The sequence below is a fragment of the Streptomyces sp. NPDC046557 genome, from assembly GCF_040645975.1.
In the GTDB taxonomy this organism is placed as follows: domain Bacteria; phylum Actinomycetota; class Actinomycetes; order Streptomycetales; family Streptomycetaceae; genus Streptomyces.
This window is the reverse complement of record NZ_JBEYZH010000019.1, coordinates 48,101-65,620: the sequence shown is the minus strand read 5'-3', so window position 1 is coordinate 65,620 and position 17,520 is coordinate 48,101. Positions and strand designations below refer to the sequence as shown.

The following is a 17,520-nucleotide window of genomic DNA, read 5'->3' as shown; positions in this document are numbered from 1 at the left end:
TCAGGCGGTACGGCTGCGGCGGTCGCGTACGGCGACGAGGCCGGCCAGGGTGGCGAGCAGGGAGACGGCGCCGACCAGCGGCCACACGAGGGAGCCGAAGCGGAGGAAGAGCCAGGCGCCGGCCATCGGCCCGAGTGCGGAGCCCAGGCCGAACATGAACTGGAAACTGCCGATGTAGCGCGAGCGCAGCGGCTCGGGGCCGGCGCTCGCCGGGTAGGCGAAGACGGCGGGGCCGCCGAGGATCTCGCCGAGCGACCAGACGAGCGTGCCGATGACGACGGCGGCCGGGCCGATGGGCAGTCCGTAGCAGGCGACCCCGGCGCCGACGAGGGCGAAGCCCAGACCGACGGTGATCTTCAGCGGCCAGTGCTGGGAGACCTTGGTGACCAGCAGTTCGAAGGCGATCACGATGAGGCCGTTGAGCGCGACGGCGAAGGTGTACCAGAAGAGCGCCATCCCGGCGTCCTTCATGTACAGCGGGAGGGTGGAGAGGTACTGGGTGTAGACGGCGGCGTGGCAGAAGGCGGCGGTCAGGAAGAGGAGGTAGCGGCGGTCGCGCAGGACGGCCGCGTAGCCGCCGTGCGGGCCGGTGGATTCGGGGGCCGGGGTCTTCGCCGCCGCGGGGCGCGGCGCGACCTTGGCGGGGAGGGTGGCCCGGGCGACCAGGGCGTAGGCGAGCGCGATGACGGCCTCGCCCCAGAAGAGCAGGGTGTAAGAGTGTCCGCCCGCGTTGTAGAGCGCGTAGCCGAGCAGTGGGGCGGCGGTCGCGCCGACGTTGAGGCCGAAGCGGTACATCGCGAAGATCATGATCTGCCGGTCGCCGTCGGTCTGGTCGGCCAGCAGGGTGGCCGAGGCCGGCCGGAACAGTTGGGCGCCCAGGCTGACCAGGGCGATCGCGCCGAGCAGCAGGGTGAAGTCGGGCAGGTAGAGCAGGGCCGCGGTCAACACGGCCGTGCTGCTCATCGACAAAACGGTGGCGTGGCGGATGCCGAGCCGGTCGGCGAGGGTGCCGCCTACGAGGGAGCCGACGACGGCGCCCGCCCCGTAGACGCCGAGCGCGATGACTGTGCGGCCCCGGGAGTGGCCGGAATCAGTGAGGAAGAGGACGAGGAAGAGCTGGAGGAAGCCGCTGAGCCGGTTGACGAGCACCCCGGCCAGTACGGTTTTGACGGCGGGGGTGGCCTCCTTGAACGTGGCCCACACGGCGGTCCGTTCAGCGCCGGCCGGGGTGCGCGGGGCCGCCGCCGCCTCGGCCGCCACCGTCGCCTCGTCGGCCGCCAACGCCTCCTCGTCCGTCCCGGCGGCTCTGATGTCAGTGCTCATCGCCGGCCTCCGGGTCGGTGGTGACGGTGACGGCGCCGCGCACCCGCCGCTCCAGCTCGTCCAGCCCCTGCGGGGTCGGCGCGTCGATCAGGAACGTCACCGCCCGGTCGTCGGAGCTCGCGAGCGGGCCCAGCGGCGCGCCGGCCTCCTTGAGGACGAACAGGGCGCGCAGCGTGGCCGGGTCGTCCGGCGCGCCGGGCGCGAGCTCGGGCCACATGCCGGACTCCCCGACCCACAGGGGCCGTACGCCCGGCCAGTCGAGGGTGACGTCGGCGAGGGCGCCCGTGCCGTGCTCCAGGTAGACCTGGCGGGCGAAGCGGGTCGGGGCCGGGTAGGAGGCCGGTTCGCCGAGGGCGATCCGGATGATCTCGGGCTCCAGCGGCTGCCCGGTGGCGAGGTGGTAGAGGGCGACGAGGCCGTCGCCGGGGGTGCGGGCGGCGACCTCCATCAGGTAGGGGCGCCCGTCGTCGCCGGTGCGCCACTCGGCGTGCGCGATGCCGTCGCGGAAGCCCAGCGCGTCGAGCATTCGGCGGTTGGCGTCCAGCAGGGCCGCGTCGGCCTCCGTACGCGCGTTGGGGACGGAGTGGGCGAGTTCCACGAAGGTCTGCGCGCCGGACTCGGTGGTCTCCTTGCGGGTCACCGAGGTGAAGACGGGCCGGCCGTGCTGGACCAGGGACTCCACCGAGAACTCCTGGCCGGTGACCTTCCGCTCGATCAGCACCGTCTCGTGGGCCGGGTACGACACCAGCAGCTCGCGCAGCGCCTGCGCGTCGTCGACCGCCACCACTCCCGAACTGGAGTGCCGGGTGGCCGGCTTGACGACGACGGGGTAGTCCAGCGCGCCCAGGTCGGCGTCCTCGCGACCGCCGGGCGGCACCACCAGGCAGGCCGGGCCGAACTCCTCCAGGTACCAGCGCTGGAGGTACTTGCTGCGGCAGACGCGGGTGGCGCGCAGCCCGGGGCCCGGCACGCCCAGCGCGTCGCACAGCAGCCCGGTCTGTTCGACGAGGGTCTCGCCGACCGCGTAGGCGCCGCGCACGGTGTAGCGGCCGCGCCAGCCGCGCGCCCGGGCGACGAACCCGGGGGTGTACGAGCCCTCCTGGTCGAGGGAGCCGTCGACGTAGGCGATCTCGTCGATGAGGGACGCCGGGTGGTCGGGGTCCTTGCGGGCCGTCTCGGCGGCGTCGCGGTGGCTCTCGGAGGTGATGAGCAGGATCTTCAGGCCGCGCGCGGCGAGTTCCTCCAGGTAGCGGGGGTTGCGGCAGAGGACCCGGAACGCTCCGGTGAGGACGAAGGCTTCGGGCGGGGTGGCGGGGCTCATGCCGTGGCTCCTGACGGGGTTGTGGGGGAGGTCGCCGCGGCGGCCGGGACGTGGGTTTCGGTGTACGTGCCGCCGAGGCCCCGGGCGGCGAGGAAGGAGAGCCAGTGGTCGGTCTCGGCGGGCGTCTCGGCGGCGCGGCCCAGGCCTGCGGGCAGGGCGCCGGCCAGGATGCGGGTCACGCCGTGGGCGACGGGCAGGGAGACGCAGCGGGCCATCGCGGATTCGGCCGCGGTCCCGGTGACGTCGAGGAGGTGGGAGCCGTGCCAGTGGGCGCCGTCGGCGGTGCGCAGGTCCAGGGCGACGGAGAGGACCACGCGGTCCCGGTCGTCGGCGGTGGTGGGGTGGCGGGCGGCGAGTTCTGCGGCCAGGGCGCGGACGGCGCCGGGGTCCTCGGCGGCGACGGTCTCGAAGACGTCCTTCCAGGCGGTGCGCCAGCCCGCGTTGCGCAGGGTGCCGCGGACGAAGGCGTCGAGCTTCCAGTGGTCGGGGATGCCGTACTGGGCGACGAAGGGGACGCTGTCGCGGTTGGGGTAGACCTCGAAGTCCTCTCCCGCGAGGGTCCGGGTACGGGTGGCCTCCCAGGGGTGGGGGACGGTCACCTCGGCGCCGGCCTCGATGTACCGGGCCGGGGAACCGAGGGCGGCGAGCACGCCGTACGGGGCCCAACTGAAGCGGTAGCGGAAGGCGTTGGGGACCGCCGGGACACCCCCGCAGTAGGACGTGAACGCGGCGGTCGCGGGTATCGCGCCGAGGGCCCGGCGGCCCCGTGCGACCAGGTCGTGGGCCAGCAGGTGGTCGATGCCGGGGTCGAGTCCGGCCTCGGTGAGGACGACCGTACGGGCCGCTCCAACCGCTTCGGCGGCACGTTCGGCCGGTTCGGCGAGTTCGGCGAGCTCGGCGAGCTCCGGGGAGACGTAGCTGGTGCAGGCGAAGTGGGCGCCGCGTTCGATCGCCAGGCGCAGCAGCGGGGCGTGTTCGGCGGCCGGGAGCATGGAGACGATGACGTCGCCGGGGCCCGCCTCGGCCGCGAGGGCGGCCGGGGCGGAGGGGGTGAGGGCGCGGACTTCGGCGCGGCCGGTGAGGCCGAGCGCCGCCAGTCGGGCGGCGGCGCGCTCCTCGGTGCGGTCCCACAGGACGACGCGGGCGGCGCTTTCGCAGACGAGGGAGAGGCCGGAGCGGCCGGTGGACAGGCCGGTGCCTATCCAGTGGACGGTGCCGGAGGCGGCTATCGCGTCATCGGACATGGCGGGTCTCCTGGGCCTGGACGGCCGTCTCGAAGGTGTGCAGGGCGCGGGACCACACGCCGTCCCACTCGGCCAGGCGGGCCAGGTGCGGGGCGAGTTCGGCGGAGAAGGCGGTACTGGCCTCGACGGGCAGGAGGGAGGGCAGGTTGTCGATGGCGATGAGGTCGAGGCGGGGGGCGTCGGTGCGCAGGGCGCGGACGGGCTCGTCCCAGGTGGTGGTCCGGTCGTAGACGGGCAGCACGTTGCAGTCGGAGGTGACGTCGCAGGTGACGTCGGAGACGAGGGACAGGCGGCGGGCCGGGTCGTCGAGGTCGGCCTTGGTGAGGAACGGCGGTACGGGGTCGGTGGTGAGGACGGTGTTGACCATCAGGTCGTGGTCGAGGAGTGCCGCGCGGTCGAGCGCGCGGGTCTCGGGCAGGTCCCAGCGGGTGGGGGTGAGACCGGCCGTGGTCAGGGCGTCGCAGGCGCCGCGGCCGCTGCGGCCGAGCGCGCCGATGACGAGGGCGGTGGTCGTGGTGTCCCGGGACGCGGGGGCGGCGAGGAGGGCGTCCAGGGCGGCGCGGTCCGTGGGGCGCAGCGGGGCGGTCAGTCGCCCGCGGCGGTGCAGGACGGCGAGGGCCGCGCCGACGTAGCCGGCCCAGTAGCCGAAGGCGGCGACGCGGCGGCCGGAGTCGTCGGTGAGGTACTCCATGTCGAGGAGGGCGCCGCCGCCGGCGGTGAAGCGGGCAAGCAGGTCGGCCGCGCCGGCCTGGCCCTTGTAGGCGTGGCCGAAGTAGATGTGCCGGTGGCGCAGCGGGGTGCGGGCGTCGGGGAGTTCCTTGAGGCCGAGGACGTAGGCGTCGTCGGGGGCCTGTTCGTGCCAGGAGTCGGTGGGGGCGCTCGCGCAGCCCGCGGCGGTGTAGTCGGCGAGGGGGAACACGCGCTGGTCGCCGGCTTCGACGGTGATGCGCAGGCCCTGGGCGACGAGGTGGGCGGCGTCGGCGGGCGTGAGGGGCGCGCGACGTTCGGTGGGGCGCGCCTCGTGCCGCATCCAGAGGTGAATACTGTCCGACATCTTATGGTTTGTCCTATCAGGAGGCATGGGGGTGGTAGGCCCCCGGCCATCTCGGTGTGACGGGGGTGCGGGGTGGAGCGGGTATGGGGTGACGGGTGCGGGCGGGCGCGGCTCAGATCAGCGGGATGCGGGCGTTCGCCAGGGGGCGGTAGGCCGGGGCCTGCGGGACGGTGGACGGGGAAAAGCCTGCCGCGAGGAGTTCGGTGACGACGGCGGTGGCGAGTGCCACGGCGAGCGCCTCACCCGGGCAGCGGTGGGCCGAGGCGCCGAAGGTGAAGACCGCCGGATTCACCCGGCCGGGGTGCAGCGCGTGCGGGTCCGGGTTGACGGCGGGGTCCCGGTTGGCGGCGGCGAGGACGACCAGCACCTGCTGCCCCGGTGCCACCCTGGAGTCGGCGTGGGCGAAGGGTTCGGCGGCGAAGCGGCGGGTGTTCTGGATCGGCGCGTCGTACCGGACCACCTCTCGGACCAGCGCCTCGATCCCGGTCGGATCCGCCGGGCGCACCGGGGCCGCTCCCCGGGCGAGGGCGACCAGGGTGTTGCCGATCAGGCCGGCGGTGGCGTCGTAGGTCTGGGACAGGAACCCGACGGCGTTGGAGAGCAGCGGCGCGCGGTGCGGCCACGACGCCCGGTCGGCGGCGCGGACCAACTCGGCGAGGAGCCCGCCGCCCTCCGCCGTGAGTCCGGGTGCCAGCAGCTCGCGCAGCCGGGCCGCCGCCGTGGCCGCGGCCTCCTGCTGCGCGGGCGTGGCGGTGGCGGGGATGCACTGGACGAAGTCGCCGATGGCGCGGGCGGCCTCCCGGTCGGCGCCGTCCGTCAGTCCGCTGAGCGAGGCGACGACCCGGGCGGGGACGGCGAACATCAGCTCCTCGTAGGGGACGTCACCGCCCGCCGCGAGGGCCTGACGGGTGAACTCCCGGGCCAGCTCGACCGCGTGGGCGGTGTCGGCGCGGGCCAGGGCCTCGGCCACCACCGTCTTGAGCCGACCCTGCGTGGTGCCGTCGGTCATGCGCACCAGGTCGCCGAAGACCTCGCCCGCAGCGGTCCCGGCGATCCCGGCCGGCACCGGCTCGGCCGGCGGGCGCACCCGCAGCGCGCCGCTGCCCAGCACCGCGCGCACGGCCGCCGCGTCGGCCGCCACCCAGGCCCCGAGCGCCTCGTCGTAGGCGAAGGGGCGCTCGGCCACCAGGGTCGCGTAGAAGGGGTAGGGGTCCGGGAGGCGGACCGCCTCGATCGGCGTGGTGGTGGTGTCGGTGCTGGTCACGTCCTGCTCCTTGCCGGGGTGAACACGTACGGGTCAGGCTGCCGCTCGCTGTGCGCGGCGCATGTCGAGGGAGCCGGCGATCGCCATCCGCAACACCTCCGAGGTGCCCTCGTAGATGCGCAGCGACCGGATCTGCCGGTACAGCCGCTCGGTGACGCCGCCTTGGACGACGCCCGCCGCGCCGAGCAGTTGCACGGCGGAGTCCACCACGCCCTGGGCGGCTTCGGTGGCGTGCACCTTGGCGATGTTGGAGTGCCGGGCGAAGCGGCGGTTGCCCCGGTCGGTCTCCCATGCGGCGCGCGCCACCAGCAGCGCGGAGGCGCCCAGTTGCACCTCCATGTCGGCCAGGGCGGCCTTGACGAGCTGGAGGTCGAACAGGGTCTGGCCGTACGCCGCCCGCTCCCTGGTGTGCGCGAGGGCGGTGTCGAAGGCGCGGCGTCCGAAGCCGAGGGCGGCCGCGCCGACGGTGGTGCGGAAACGCTCCAGCAGGTCCACGGCGACCACGAAGCCCCGTCCGGGCCGGCCGAGGAGGGCGTCGGCGGGCAGCCGGCAGTCCTCGAAGGACAGGTGGGCGAAGGAGCGGGGGGCGATCGCGTCGATCCGCTCGGCCCGCAGGCCGGGGGTGTCGGCGGGGACGAGGAAGGCGGAGAGTCCGAGGGCTCCGGGGCCCTGGCCGGTGCGGGCGATGACGACGAACAGGTCGGCGATGGTGCCGTTGGCGATCCACGCCTTGCGCCCGTTCAGGACGTACGAGCCGTCCGCCACGTCCCGTACGGCCGCCAGGCCCACGGAGGCCACGTCCGAACCGGCCTCCCGCTCGGAGACGGCGAACGCGCCGATCGTCGTCCCGGCGGCCATGCCCGGCAGGTGGCGGCGCTGTTGTGCCTCGTTGCCGAAGCGCAGCAGGGGGGTCGCGGCGAGCGCCTGGATGGAGTACGCGAAGTCGGCCAGGTCCTCGGCGTAGGCGAGGGCCTCGCGGCGCAGGCACAGGGCGCGCAGGTCCTCGGCGGGGCCGGTGGCGGGGTCGAGCGCGGCCAGCCAGCCCGCGTCGCCGAGGGTGCGCACCAGCCGGCGTCCGGCGGTGTCGGGGTCCTGGGCGCGGACTTCCTCCCACAGGACGCGGTTGCTGTCGCACCAGGTGCCGGCGGTCTCGGCGAGGCGGCGGTGGCCGTCGTCGTAGAAGGGGAGGTCGAGGACCTCGGGGTCGAAACTCGTCGTCGGTTCCACGGAGGGGCTCCTCAGATGACCAGGTCGTCGGCGGTGGCCGGGGCGGTGACGGGACCGGCCTGCGCCGAACGCATCCGTTTGACCAGGGCGTGTTCGACGAAGTAGGCGAAGGAGGCGTAGCCGCGCCAGACGCGGCGCCAGGCTCGCCGGACGGCTTCCTCGCCGGAGGCCCGGCGGACCTCGTCGAGGTGGGCGATGACGATCTCGGCGGACTGGCGGGCGTGGCCCGCCGAGAAGTTGTCGATCGACAGGTGCGCTTCCTCGTAGGAGATGTCGAGGCCGTGGTAGCGCAGCTTCTGGATCTCGTGCAGTCGCATCGCGCCGAGGCCGAACATCTCGATGCCGAGGTTGTAGCCGAGGATCTCGTCGTAGAGGGTGTCGGGGAAGAGCGAGAGACAGACCTGGTGGACGGAGAAGCCGTACAGGTGGTCGGGCAGGTCGCCCTGGTCGAGGAAGGCGTCCTGGCGGATGTGCGGCAGGTCCATGTCCATGCTCGCGAGGACCTTGTGGATGATCGTGATGTGGTTCTTCGCCATGTCGCCGCGGCCCATCTCGTCGGCGTAGATGGAGAAGAGCATGTCGTCGCCGCGCCGGCCGCGGCGGCCCAGGTTGGCGACGCGGTGGGCCCAGGTGCCGTCGATGAGGCTGCCGAGCGCGTACGTCGACTGCTCGAAGACGACCTCGTCGCGGTCGGGGATCTCGGTGAGCGGCTCGTACGGGTCCACGAGCTTGTCCCGGTAGATCCGCTCGACGCGCTCCAGCAGGGCGTCCGGCGTGTAGTCGAAGAACTCGGCGTTGGTCAGCAGGCCGCCGGCGCCGTGTGTGAAGAGCAGCTCGGCGTCGGCGAGGCCGACTTCGGCGCGGGCCCGGGCGAGGGGCAGGACGTTCGGGTGGCGCTCGAAGTTGACGAGCCGGTGGAAGAAGGCGCGTTCGTCGGGGGCCGGGTCGGCCTCGCGGACCACGAGTCCCGCGGGGCGGCCGGCGGTGAGGCGCGCGCTCCAGTGCCGGGCGGCGTCGTCCCCGGCGGCGGCGGGGCCGGACAGGGGTCCGGCGGGCTCCCCGGCGGCGATGGAGCGGGTCCAGGCGGAGAAGACGGCCGCCTCGCGCTCGTCGAAGATCCCGAACATGGGGCCGCCGAACTTGATGGACTTCAGGAAGCGGCAGGGGCCGCCGTCGCGGGCGGGGCGCACTTGGCGGGCGGTGCGGAACTCCGCGACGAAGGCGGCGGCGTCGAGGTGTTCGTCATCGAGCCAGTCGGTGAGCTTGCGGGTGCCGAGGCGGACGGCGCGGTGCTGGCGGCCGGCGTGCGGGGCGTGCCGGGCGACGATCGCGGCGACCTTGTCGTCCAGGGACAGCCCTTCCTGCCAGTGGGCCAGTTCGGTGAGGGCGGCGGTGTGTTCGCGCTCCAGGCGGACGAGGAGGCGTACGGCCGCCAGGGCGCGGCGGCGGTCCTCGGGCCCGGTCGGGGACTGCGCGGTGAAGGCGAGGTACTCGGCCAACAGGGGCCGTACGTCGCTCTCGGCCAGCATCGGCTCACCGCCGAGCAGGAGTTCGTCCACGCCGAGGGCGTGGGCGGCGTAGTGGACGCCGACCACCTCGGGGAGGAAGGAGGCGGGCAGGCGGGAGAGGGCGACGCGGAAGGCGGCGTGCAGGGCGGTGAGCGGGCGGGCCCCGGCGGCGTCCAGGAAGCCGGCGGCCTCCACCTCGGGGAGGTACACGCCCTGCGCGGCCAGTGCCCGGCGGCGGCGGGCGGGTTGGCCGGCCTCGGCGGTGCCCTCGCCCTGGAGCAGCCAGTGGTGGCGGAAGAGGCGGCCGACGATTTCGGCGGGCTGGGTGGCGGCCTGCGAGACGGTGTCCAGCCAGCAGCCGCCGGACAGGGCGAGGGGGGCGCGCTGGCGCAGGACGGCGGCGCGGATCTCGGGGTCGGCGTGGTCTCGCAGGGGGGTGAGGGCGGCGGCGAGTTCGGCGCGGGCGGCCAGGACATGGGCGGCGACGGCGTCGGCGACGGCATCGGCATCGGCATCGGCATCGGCCGGGGCGTCTTCGCCGTCCGGCTCCGCCGTCAGGAAGGCGGTGAGGACCAGGCGGGCGGCGAGGAGAGCGCTCTCACTCTCCTGGTCGGCGAGCAGCCGGCGGAACAGCTCGGCGGGCGCGGCGGCGGTGATCCGCTCGGCCTCTGCGAGGGCCGCCGGGCTCGCCTCGACGGGCCCGGTGGGCAGCGAGGTGGTCAGGTCGGGGAGCGGGAAGGCGGGCGCCGGGCGGGTGCGGGCGCTGTCGAGGGAAGGCGCGGTGGTCATCTCAGTTCTCCCCCCGGTCCGGGGTGACGGGCGATGGCCCCCGCAGCAGGACGCCGACGCGGGAGCCGGGGACGCTGGAGGCCAGCAGGTAGTGGCCGCCGGGGCGCAGTGCTCCGGCGGTGGCCCGGTCCACGAGGTTGATCAGCGGGTCGGCGGCGAAGCAGTGGCCGAAGCGGGTGATGTTGTCGAGGTGGAGCTGCTGTCGGCTGAAGCCGGCCTGGCGTTCCTTGAGGGTGATGAGGGGCTTGAAGAGGTTGGGGTGCAGCAGGCCGTCTATCTCGTCGAGCTTCATGCCGGCGGCGTCGAGGATGCGCTCGTTGACGGTGCGGGCGAGCTCCGAGCTGATCTCGTGGGACCAGTCGAGGGATGTGGGGTCCTGGGCGGCGGCCCCGGCGATGAACTCGTAGGTGTCCGCGCCGAGGGGTTCGGCGGAGATCAGGCAGGCGGCGGAGCCGTCGCTGAACAGGGCGAAGTTCTCCATGCGGACGGATTCGTCGGTGACCCGGTCGGTGGTGACGACCAGCACCCGCCGCTGGGTTCCGGCGGCGACGAGGGCGTGCGCGGTGCGGATGCCCGTGAGGAGGTTGGTGCAGCGGTTGAGGGTGAGGCCGATGAAGGCGGCGTCGAGGAGGCCGATGCCGGTCATCACCTTCTCCACGAAACCGCCGTGGGTGCGCGGGCCGCCGGGGAAGCGGGTGGAGCACAGGATCAGGCAGTCGATGCCGGCCGGGTCGGCGCCCGCGGCCTCCACGGTCGCGCGGGCGCTCTCGACGGCGAGGGTGTCCAGGCTCTTGGCGGTCCTGCGGACGCTGCCCCAGCCCCACAGCTCGGCCCGTGGCGCCATCTTGAACCGGCGGGCCCGTTCCTGGAGGTTGCCGATGCTCGTGTGGTCGGCCACCTGTTCGCCGAGCACGTAGCGCGGCGCTGACAGGTGGACGGCGGGTAAGGCTGCGGGAGGAAGGCTCACGGTGCCGGATCGCTCTCTCGGTCGTCGGACGGGGCGGTCGGGACGGGCGCGGACGGGGCGGGCGTCGCCAGCAGGGCGTTGGCCTCGGCGTACGGGAGGGCGTCGGCGCCGAAGCCGAAGGTGCCGTACTGGCCGATCTCGCGGGCGGCCCGGGTGAGGGCGCCGAGCGCGGCGCGGGACAGGGCCGAGCCGGTGCTGATCCGGCGTACGCCGAGCGCCCCGAGGTCGGCGACGGACAGCTTCAGCGCCCCGCCCATCAGGACGTTGACGGGGCGGGAGACGGCGGAGCAGACGGCGCGGATCGCTTCGGCGTCGGGCAGCGCGGGGGCGTAGAGCACGTCCGCGCCGGCGGCCTCGTACGCCCGGAGGCGGTGGATGGTGTCGTCGAGGTCGGGGCGCCCCTGGAAGAAGTTCTCGGCGCGGGCGGTGACGGTGAAGGGGAAGTCGAGTCCCTTTGCCGCCTCGACGGCCGCTTCGACGCGCTCCACCGCTTCGGCAAGGGGCCGTACGGGGTCCTCGTCGCGACCGGTGGAGTCCTCGATGGAGCCGCCGACCAGACCGGCGGCGGCGGCCAGCCGGATGGTCTCGGCGATGTCCTCGGGACGCTCGCCGAAGCCGCTCTCCAGGTCGGCGGTGACGGGCAGACCGGTGGCGTCGACGATCGCGGCGGCGTTGGCGAGGAGTTCGTCGCGACCGACCTGGTTGGCCCCGTCGGGGCGGCCGAGGCTGTGGGCGAGGCCGGCGCCGGTGGTGGCGAGGGCGGCGAAGCCGAAGGAGGCGAGGATGCGGGCGGTGCCGGCGTCCCAGGGGTTGGGGACGACGAACGGGCCGGGGCCGGTGTGCAGGTCGCGGAAGGCGACACCGCGAGCGTACCGGGATCGGGGGTGGCGGGCGTCGGTGCTGGGGTTCACGGTGTCCTCGCTGGTGCGTCGGCCGGTGGTCAGATCAGCTCAACGTACTCATCACGGGCGGGCGTTGCGGCGTCCCGACGGGCGGCGCGGGCCAGCGGGCGCAGTACGTCGGTGACGGTGTCGGGCCGGCCCTCGAAGTAGAAGTGGCCTCCGTCGACCCAGTGGCGGGCCGGTTCTCCCGGGCATTCGCGGGCCCACGGGGCGAGGGAGGCGGTGGTGACGTGCGGGTCGTCGATGCCGTTGAGCAGGGTGAGCGGCACGTGCAGCGGCCGGGCGGGTCGGTACTCGTACCCGGCGACCATCGTGAAGTCGGCCTTGAGGTGGGGCAGGAGCAGTTCCTGCATCGCCTCGTCCTGGAGCACCTCGGGCGGCAGGCCGCCGAAGAAGCCGACGGCCTCGGTGAACCGGCGGCCCTCCAGTCGGGCCGTCTCGACCACGCGCGGGGTGGGGAGCAGGGAGGGGGCTGAGCAGCCGGAGGCGACGAGGGCCGCGAGGCCGGGTACGCCGTCGAGGCGGCGGGCGACCTCGAAGGCGAGGGCCGCACCGAAGCTGTGGCCGAAGAGGACGAAGGGCCGGTCGGGGGCCGCGTCGAGGGCGATGGCCAGGGCGGCGCCGTCCGCGAGTTCGGCGACGCCGGCGGGGGCCGGTTCGCGGAAGCGGTGGCCTCGGCCAGGCGGGCACACGGCGAGGATCCGGGCGTCGTCGCCCATGCCGTCCTGCCAGTCGAGGAAGGTGCGCGGGTTGCCGCCGGCGTGCGGGAAGCAGTAGACGCGGGTGCGGGTGTCGGCGGGGTCGGCGGCGGGGGTGGCGCCGGGGGCGGTCTCGGAGGTCAGGAACCAGGGGGACGCAGCCACGAAGATCAGCCATTCCTTTGCCGGTCGGGCGGTGGCGGGAGGGGAGGAAGTGCAGGAGGGGTGGTGGCCGCGGATCAGTTCCAGCCAACGTCAGCCGGCTTGGCGGGCTGGGGGGCGGGGGTGGTGCCGGGCTTCGGGTTGTTCCAGCCGACGTCACCGGCGCCATCTGCGAGGACGCGGGGGGCCGTGTGGTTCCAGCCGACATCGCCGAGGCGCAGGTGGGTGCCGGATCCGTCGGACAGGGCGCCCTGGGCGAGGCCGGTGACCGCCGTTCCCAGAGCGAGGGCGGCTCCTGCGGCGGCCAGGACCACTCGGCCGCGGATTCCGGAAACGCTGGCGGCCCCGCCGGTAACCCTCTGGTTCTTCGTCATTTCCCCAGTCCCCTCGGTCGTTTTCGCTTTTTGGTCATTCGAGAAACGGAAGTCCGAATCCGGTGGGCGGCTGGGTGATCCGCCGGGCGCCTTCTCGGTGTTCGTTCCTGCGGTGAGACCAAATCTCCTCTGCCGGGAGATCCCGAGGTAGACCTACGATGGCTCCGGTTTCCGCATTGCGGGAATCCACGGGGTCTCAAGCGCCCCGAACACCCATATATCGGACAGACAGGGGTGGCGTGTGGACGTAGTTAAATACGTCAAATCTGCACAAAGCGGTGCACCCGAGGAGCCGCGTGCGCCCGCGGAGGAGGAACCGCAGGCATTCTTGCGAGAACTCGCAACACACCTCGGCCTGCTGGCCCAGGAAGCCGCACAGCAGGCCACGCGCGCGGAAGCCCGCACGGAGATCGGGGCCGGTCCGCAGGAACAGGTCGTCGGGCCCGGAGTGCGCTACCTGCACGGCCTCGGCAGTATCTCCTCCGCGATCAACGAGGCGCTGGCCGCGGTGCGCAGGGACATCCTGACCGCCCAGCCGGACGGGGCGCGGCCGAGCGCGGTACTGAAGGAAGCGCTGGAATCCGTGCGCCGGCAGATCGCGGCGGGCATTTCCATGCGCACGCTCTACCAGCACACCACGCGTTTCGACGAGGCGACGAAGGACTACGTGCGTACGGTCACCGAATACGGGGCACAGGTGAGGACCCTGGAGGAATTCTTCGACCGGCTCATCATCGTCGACGACACGGCCTTCATTCCGGCGAACGCGGAACGCACGACCGCCATTTCCATTACCGAGCCCACCATCATCCGATTTCTGCGCGACACGTTCGACAAGGCGTGGGACCGGGCCAAGCCCTTTCCGTTCGTCCCGCTGCACGCCGCCAAGGCTGCCGACGAAGTGGTGCCGGCCATCCGGGAGTCCATCAGCAGACTGCTCGTCGAGGGTTACTCGGACAAGGCGATCGCCCGCCGGATCGGCATCAGTGAGCGCTCTCTGCAGGCGCACATCGCGGCCATCAAGCAGGAACTGGGGGCGCTCAACCGATTACAGCTCGGCTATCTGCTCGGCCGCAACGAGGCGACGTACGTGGTCTGACGAGGGGTCCGGCGAGGGGTCCGACGATCGCGGGACGCGGGCACGGCGGGGCGCGACGGGGCTCCCGCGCGGCATTCCGGCGGCACTCCGGCGGTATTCGAGCGGGCTTATGGCGCGCCGGCAAAGGGGGCTGCCGCGATCCGAACGGGAATCGGATCGCGGCAGCCCCTGCGGGTGCAGGGCGGCGTGCGGGGCGGTGTGCCGGGCGGCCTCAGCCGGTCTTGCGGCGGAACCCGCGGCTCTGCCCTTGGGGTCCGTTGTACCCCTTGAGCTTCGAACGGCCTTCCTGGCCGGCCTGCCGCGCCCTGGCGATGCGCGCCTTGCGCTCCAGGGCCTCGCGGAACGCGTGCTTGCCTTCGGTCCCGGCGGCGTTGCTTTCCGGGTTTTCCGGGGTGGCGGTCATGTGGTGCCTCCTGAGCACATTCCGGATCTGTTTCTCCGTGGAACCGGCCGGTTGCCCGCCTTCGCGGGAATGCCCGGCCGGGCGAATCACCGGGGCGCGGTCACCGGCCCGGGGTGAGGACCCGGACCGCGGATTCCGCGTACCGGCGGGCGCGGTGCAGCGTGGCGGTGCTCCCGGCGCCCAAGGTGCGGCGTACGTGGTCGCGCGCCTGGGCGACGTCGACGCCCGGGCCGAGGAATCGTTCGATGTCCTCCTCGCGCAGCACGACGCTGTGGCGGGCCACGGCGTTCAGCCCGGTCTCGTCGGGGATCAGCGACCATTCGCCGGTGTGCGCGGCCAGCGGCAAGGGGCCGCGGGTCTCCTTGAACACGATCCGCCCGGCGTGCGGGAAGCAGACGCGCACGGATTCGGCGGTGTGGACCCGACCGTCGGCGCCGCGGGTGTCCAGGCTCAAGAGCTGGACGCCGGTGCGGTCTTCGCGGACGTCGGCGCGCAGCACGTCGGGCAGGTGGGCGGGCCAGTCCGCGGCCCCGTAGAGGAACTCGTAGACGAGTTCGGCGGGGCCCTGGACGCGCACCGAGTCCTCGAAGGTGAGCAGGAGGTCGTCCAGGCGCGTCCAGCGCTCGGCGGTCTCCTTGAGCCGGGCCAGTTCGGCGGCGCTGTTGGCATCGGTGGCGCGGGTGACCCACTCGGCGTCGGCCGCGTTGTCGTCCGCGACGGTGAAGTGGTGCAGGAGGGTCAGCAGGCACCGCCCGGGGCCCCGCTCCTCGACGGCCCAGCGGCCTCCCATGGAGGTGGCGGGCGGTGCCGGGAGCTCTTGGCGGAAGTCGATGGTGCGGGCGGCGGCGTCCAAGGACCGGCGGGAGGTCCAGGACGTGACGGTGCCGCCGGCGGTGGCCCACATGCCGAAGCGGTCGTGGGTCCCGTCGAAGTCCAGCCGTTCGACGTGGATGCTCGGCGGGATGAACAACGGCCACTGGGTGGTGTCCGCGAGCAGCGCGTAGACCACCCCGGCGGGCGCCGCCACCTCCACCGCGTACGACGTGCGACGCACACGCTCACCTGACATCGGCTCACACCTCTCTCGACCCCCGGGGCTCCGACGATCGCGGGAGGCACCGGAGGGCCGGTCGACGGCCCCTCGAACCTCGGTCGGGCGTCGGGACGCGGGCGTCGGGGAGGCGGGAGGTGGGCGTCGGGGAGGCGGGAGGCGCTGCGCGGTGAAGCGGCCCGCTACGCGGCGAAGAGGTCGAAGGTGGAGGAGCGGCGCGGTCCGGCGATGACGTCGAGAGCGGGGTCGACGGTCAGCATCGCCTGGTGCAGGCGCTGGAGCTGCGGGCTCGGTTCGACGCCGAGCTCCTCGACCAGCCGGGTGCGCAGCCTGCGGTACACGTCCAGGGCGGTGGCCTGCCGGCCGGAGCGGTAGAGGGCGACCATGGCCTGGGAGTGCAGGCCCTCGTGCTGCGGGTGGCGGGCGATCAACCCGGTGAGTTCCACGATGAGTTGGGCGTGCCGGCCGAGCCGCAGGTCGACGTCGATGCGCCGCTCCAGGGTCACGAGCCGGCTCTCCTCCAGCCGCAGGACCTCGATGCCGAGGACGGGTCCCACGTGGACGTCGACCAGCGCCGGGCCCTGCCACAGGGCGAGCGCCTCGCGCAGCCGGGCCGCCGCGCCCCCGTCGTCACCGGCGTCGAACGCCTGCTGACCGGCGCGGACGAGGCTCTCGTACGTGTGGACGTCGACGGCCTCGGGAGCGATCTGGAGCAGGTAGCCGCCGTGCCGGGTGGCGATGACGTCCTTGGCGCCGGCGGGCGCGCCGGGCCCCATGGCCGTGCCCAGGCGCCGGCGCAGCTGGAGGATGTAGGTCTGGAGCGTGGTCAGGGCGCTCTGCGGGAGTTCCGTCCGCCAGAGCTCTTCCATGAGGGTGGGGACGGGGACCACCCGTCCCGGATACAGGGCCAGCAGCGCCAGGATCTGGCGCGGTTTCCCGGCGGTCGGAACGATCGAGCCCCCGTTGACCTCGGCACTCAACGGACCCAGAACCTGAATCTTCACGGTTTCCTCCGTACCTGGTCGCATTCCGTCGATTTTCGGTCTCGGACATCGAACGGTAGCGAAGGCCGGGGCGGCTTCCCCGAATGGTCCAGCACCTTTCCAGAATTCCTCGACCGCACCTTCCTGGAACGATCACACCGGCCGTGACCTGCACAAATATCACATTCGTCACCTACGGGGGAGACAGGCCGCACCGACCCGGCCCTCCGGTAGCCCCCGCCGGGGCGGGGTTCAGCCGACGCGGACGAGCCGTTCGTCGGGGTTCTGCGCGGACGCGGCGGACGGGGCGGGCACGGCGGCGGCGGTTGCGGTGGCCGCCTCCGGGCCGGCCATGAGGATCGAGCGCTGGAGCCTGCGCAGGGCCACGGACGGCTCGATGCCGAGTTCGCGCACGAGGGTGGCGCGCAGCCGCTGGTAGACGTCGAGGGCTTCGCCGCGGCGGCCGGAGCGGTGCAGGGCGAGCATGAACTGGCCGTGCAGGTTCTCGTGGGTGCGGTAGCGACTGGCGAGGACCGTGAGTTCGGCGAGCAGCTCGCGGTGCCGGCCGAGCCGCAGGTCCGCCTCGATGCGTTGGTCGAGGGCGCAGAGCCGGGTCTCCTCCAAGCGGCGGCACTCCATGTCCAGTTGCACGCCGCCGGCCACGTCGGCGAACGCGGGGCCCGACCACAGTGCCAGCGCCTCGCGCAGCAGGCGGGCCGCGCCGGGGTGGTCGCCGGAGTCCATGGCGCGGTAGCCCAGGCCCGCGAGTCGGTCGAACTCGCGGACGTCGCTGGTGCCGCCGTTGCTGTCGAGCAGGTACCCGCCGGGCAGCGTGACGAGGACGTCCTTCGCGGTCCGGGTCTGGTCGCCGCCCCGTTCGAGGGCCGTGGTGATCAGGGACCGGAGCTGGAGCACGTACGTCTGGAGGGTGGTGCGGGCGCTGCGCGGCGGTTCGCCGGCCCACAGTTCCTCGATGAGGGCCGACACGGGGACGACCTGGTCGGCGTGCAGGGCCAGCAGCGCCAGGACCTGCCGCGGCTTGAGGGCGGTCGGCGTGATGGAGACTCCGTGCTCCCGCACCGCCAGCGTGCCAAGTACTTCGATGTCCACCCGTACTCCCCTGTCCGTGGATGAGCCTGCCTCAGTAAAAA

Annotated in this window: 16 protein-coding genes; 1 reads left to right on the top strand and 15 read right to left on the bottom strand. The window is 73.4% G+C overall.

Going from position 1 to position 17,520, the window contains the following annotated elements; genetic code table 11:
- The 11 genes from ABZ934_RS25660 to ABZ934_RS25610 form a co-directional block, all read right to left on the bottom strand.
- Positions 1 to 1,323 carry an MFS transporter gene (locus ABZ934_RS25660; protein WP_361317463.1) on the bottom strand — a complete coding sequence of 441 codons (1,323 nt, stop codon included), beginning with the start codon at positions 1,321 to 1,323 and terminating at the stop codon, positions 1 to 3.
- A complete protein-coding gene (locus ABZ934_RS25655) occupies positions 1,313 to 2,644 on the bottom strand; it encodes an ATP-grasp domain-containing protein (RefSeq protein ID WP_361317460.1) in 1,332 nt (443 codons plus the stop codon). Before ABZ934_RS25655 ends, ABZ934_RS25660 begins: the two co-directional genes overlap by 11 nt.
- A complete protein-coding gene (locus tag ABZ934_RS25650; RefSeq protein ID WP_361317458.1) occupies positions 2,641 to 3,888 on the bottom strand; it encodes a saccharopine dehydrogenase C-terminal domain-containing protein in 1,248 nt (415 codons plus the stop codon). Before ABZ934_RS25650 ends, ABZ934_RS25655 begins: the two co-directional genes overlap by 4 nt.
- The gene (locus tag ABZ934_RS25645; protein ID WP_361317455.1) at positions 3,878 to 4,942 is read right to left on the bottom strand and encodes a saccharopine dehydrogenase; all 1,065 of its coding nucleotides are present in this window, start codon (positions 4,940 to 4,942) and stop codon (positions 3,878 to 3,880) included. The genes ABZ934_RS25650 and ABZ934_RS25645 overlap by 11 nt, the downstream gene beginning before the upstream one ends.
- A gap of 112 nt (positions 4,943 to 5,054) precedes the next feature.
- The gene (locus ABZ934_RS25640; protein WP_361317453.1) at positions 5,055 to 6,206 is read right to left on the bottom strand and encodes a cytochrome P450; all 1,152 of its coding nucleotides are present in this window, start codon (positions 6,204 to 6,206) and stop codon (positions 5,055 to 5,057) included.
- Between the two features lie 33 nt (positions 6,207 to 6,239).
- Complete coding sequence (locus ABZ934_RS25635) at positions 6,240 to 7,433, bottom strand: acyl-CoA dehydrogenase family protein (protein ID WP_361317450.1); 1,194 nt, start codon at positions 7,431 to 7,433, stop codon at positions 6,240 to 6,242.
- An 11-nt stretch (positions 7,434 to 7,444) separates the two neighbouring features.
- Positions 7,445 to 9,730 (bottom strand): iron-containing redox enzyme family protein, encoded by a 2,286-nt coding sequence (locus ABZ934_RS25630; protein WP_361317448.1) that lies wholly within the window; start codon positions 9,728 to 9,730, stop codon positions 7,445 to 7,447.
- Between the two features lies 1 nt (position 9,731).
- Positions 9,732 to 10,697, bottom strand: a complete 966-nt coding sequence (locus ABZ934_RS25625; RefSeq protein ID WP_361317446.1) for a 3-oxoacyl-ACP synthase — start codon at positions 10,695 to 10,697, stop codon at positions 9,732 to 9,734.
- A complete protein-coding gene (locus ABZ934_RS25620) occupies positions 10,694 to 11,608 on the bottom strand; it encodes an isocitrate lyase/phosphoenolpyruvate mutase family protein (protein WP_361317443.1) in 915 nt (304 codons plus the stop codon). The genes ABZ934_RS25625 and ABZ934_RS25620 overlap by 4 nt, the downstream gene beginning before the upstream one ends.
- A 29-nt stretch (positions 11,609 to 11,637) precedes the next feature.
- Entirely contained in the window at positions 11,638 to 12,462 is an 825-nt protein-coding gene (locus tag ABZ934_RS25615) for an alpha/beta fold hydrolase (protein WP_361317440.1), read from the bottom strand.
- Positions 12,463 to 12,536: 74 nt separating this feature from the next.
- Positions 12,537 to 12,833, bottom strand: a complete 297-nt coding sequence (locus tag ABZ934_RS25610) for a hypothetical protein (protein WP_361317438.1) — start codon at positions 12,831 to 12,833, stop codon at positions 12,537 to 12,539.
- 241 nt (positions 12,834 to 13,074) lie between these two features.
- Here ABZ934_RS25610 and ABZ934_RS25605 point away from each other — a divergent pair, with 241 nt between their 5' ends.
- Entirely contained in the window at positions 13,075 to 13,932 is an 858-nt protein-coding gene (locus ABZ934_RS25605; protein ID WP_361317435.1) for a helix-turn-helix transcriptional regulator, read from the top strand.
- Between the two features lie 211 nt (positions 13,933 to 14,143).
- On the opposite strand, the gene ABZ934_RS25600 is transcribed toward ABZ934_RS25605, so the two are convergent.
- From ABZ934_RS25600 to ABZ934_RS25585, 4 genes are all read right to left on the bottom strand, one after another.
- Positions 14,144 to 14,335: a DUF5302 domain-containing protein gene (locus ABZ934_RS25600; protein ID WP_361317433.1), complete on the bottom strand. Its 192-nt coding sequence runs from the start codon at positions 14,333 to 14,335 to the stop codon at positions 14,144 to 14,146.
- Positions 14,336 to 14,435: 100 nt separating this feature from the next.
- Positions 14,436 to 15,404: an aromatase/cyclase gene (locus ABZ934_RS25595; RefSeq protein WP_361317430.1), complete on the bottom strand. Its 969-nt coding sequence runs from the start codon at positions 15,402 to 15,404 to the stop codon at positions 14,436 to 14,438.
- Between the two features lie 164 nt (positions 15,405 to 15,568).
- The gene (locus tag ABZ934_RS25590; RefSeq protein ID WP_361317428.1) at positions 15,569 to 16,390 is read right to left on the bottom strand and encodes an AfsR/SARP family transcriptional regulator; all 822 of its coding nucleotides are present in this window, start codon (positions 16,388 to 16,390) and stop codon (positions 15,569 to 15,571) included.
- Between the two features lie 231 nt (positions 16,391 to 16,621).
- On the bottom strand, positions 16,622 to 17,479 hold the full coding sequence (locus ABZ934_RS25585; RefSeq protein WP_361317426.1) for an AfsR/SARP family transcriptional regulator: 858 nt from the start codon (positions 17,477 to 17,479) through the stop codon (positions 16,622 to 16,624).
- Positions 17,480 to 17,520 lie beyond the last annotated feature (41 nt).

Coding starts and splice junctions, on each gene's coding strand:
- ABZ934_RS25600 (WP_361317433.1), bottom strand. CDS start 14,335: ATGACCGCCACCCCGGAAAACCCGGAAAGCAACGCCGCCGGGACCGAA.
- ABZ934_RS25660 (WP_361317463.1), bottom strand. CDS start 1,323: ATGAGCACTGACATCAGAGCCGCCGGGACGGACGAGGAGGCGTTGGCG.
- ABZ934_RS25610 (WP_361317438.1), bottom strand. CDS start 12,833: ATGACGAAGAACCAGAGGGTTACCGGCGGGGCCGCCAGCGTTTCCGGA.
- ABZ934_RS25655 (WP_361317460.1), bottom strand. CDS start 2,644: ATGAGCCCCGCCACCCCGCCCGAAGCCTTCGTCCTCACCGGAGCGTTC.
- ABZ934_RS25645 (WP_361317455.1), bottom strand. CDS start 4,942: ATGTCGGACAGTATTCACCTCTGGATGCGGCACGAGGCGCGCCCCACC.
- ABZ934_RS25630 (WP_361317448.1), bottom strand. CDS start 9,730: ATGACCACCGCGCCTTCCCTCGACAGCGCCCGCACCCGCCCGGCGCCC.
- ABZ934_RS25650 (WP_361317458.1), bottom strand. CDS start 3,888: ATGTCCGATGACGCGATAGCCGCCTCCGGCACCGTCCACTGGATAGGC.
- ABZ934_RS25595 (WP_361317430.1), bottom strand. CDS start 15,404: ATGTCAGGTGAGCGTGTGCGTCGCACGTCGTACGCGGTGGAGGTGGCG.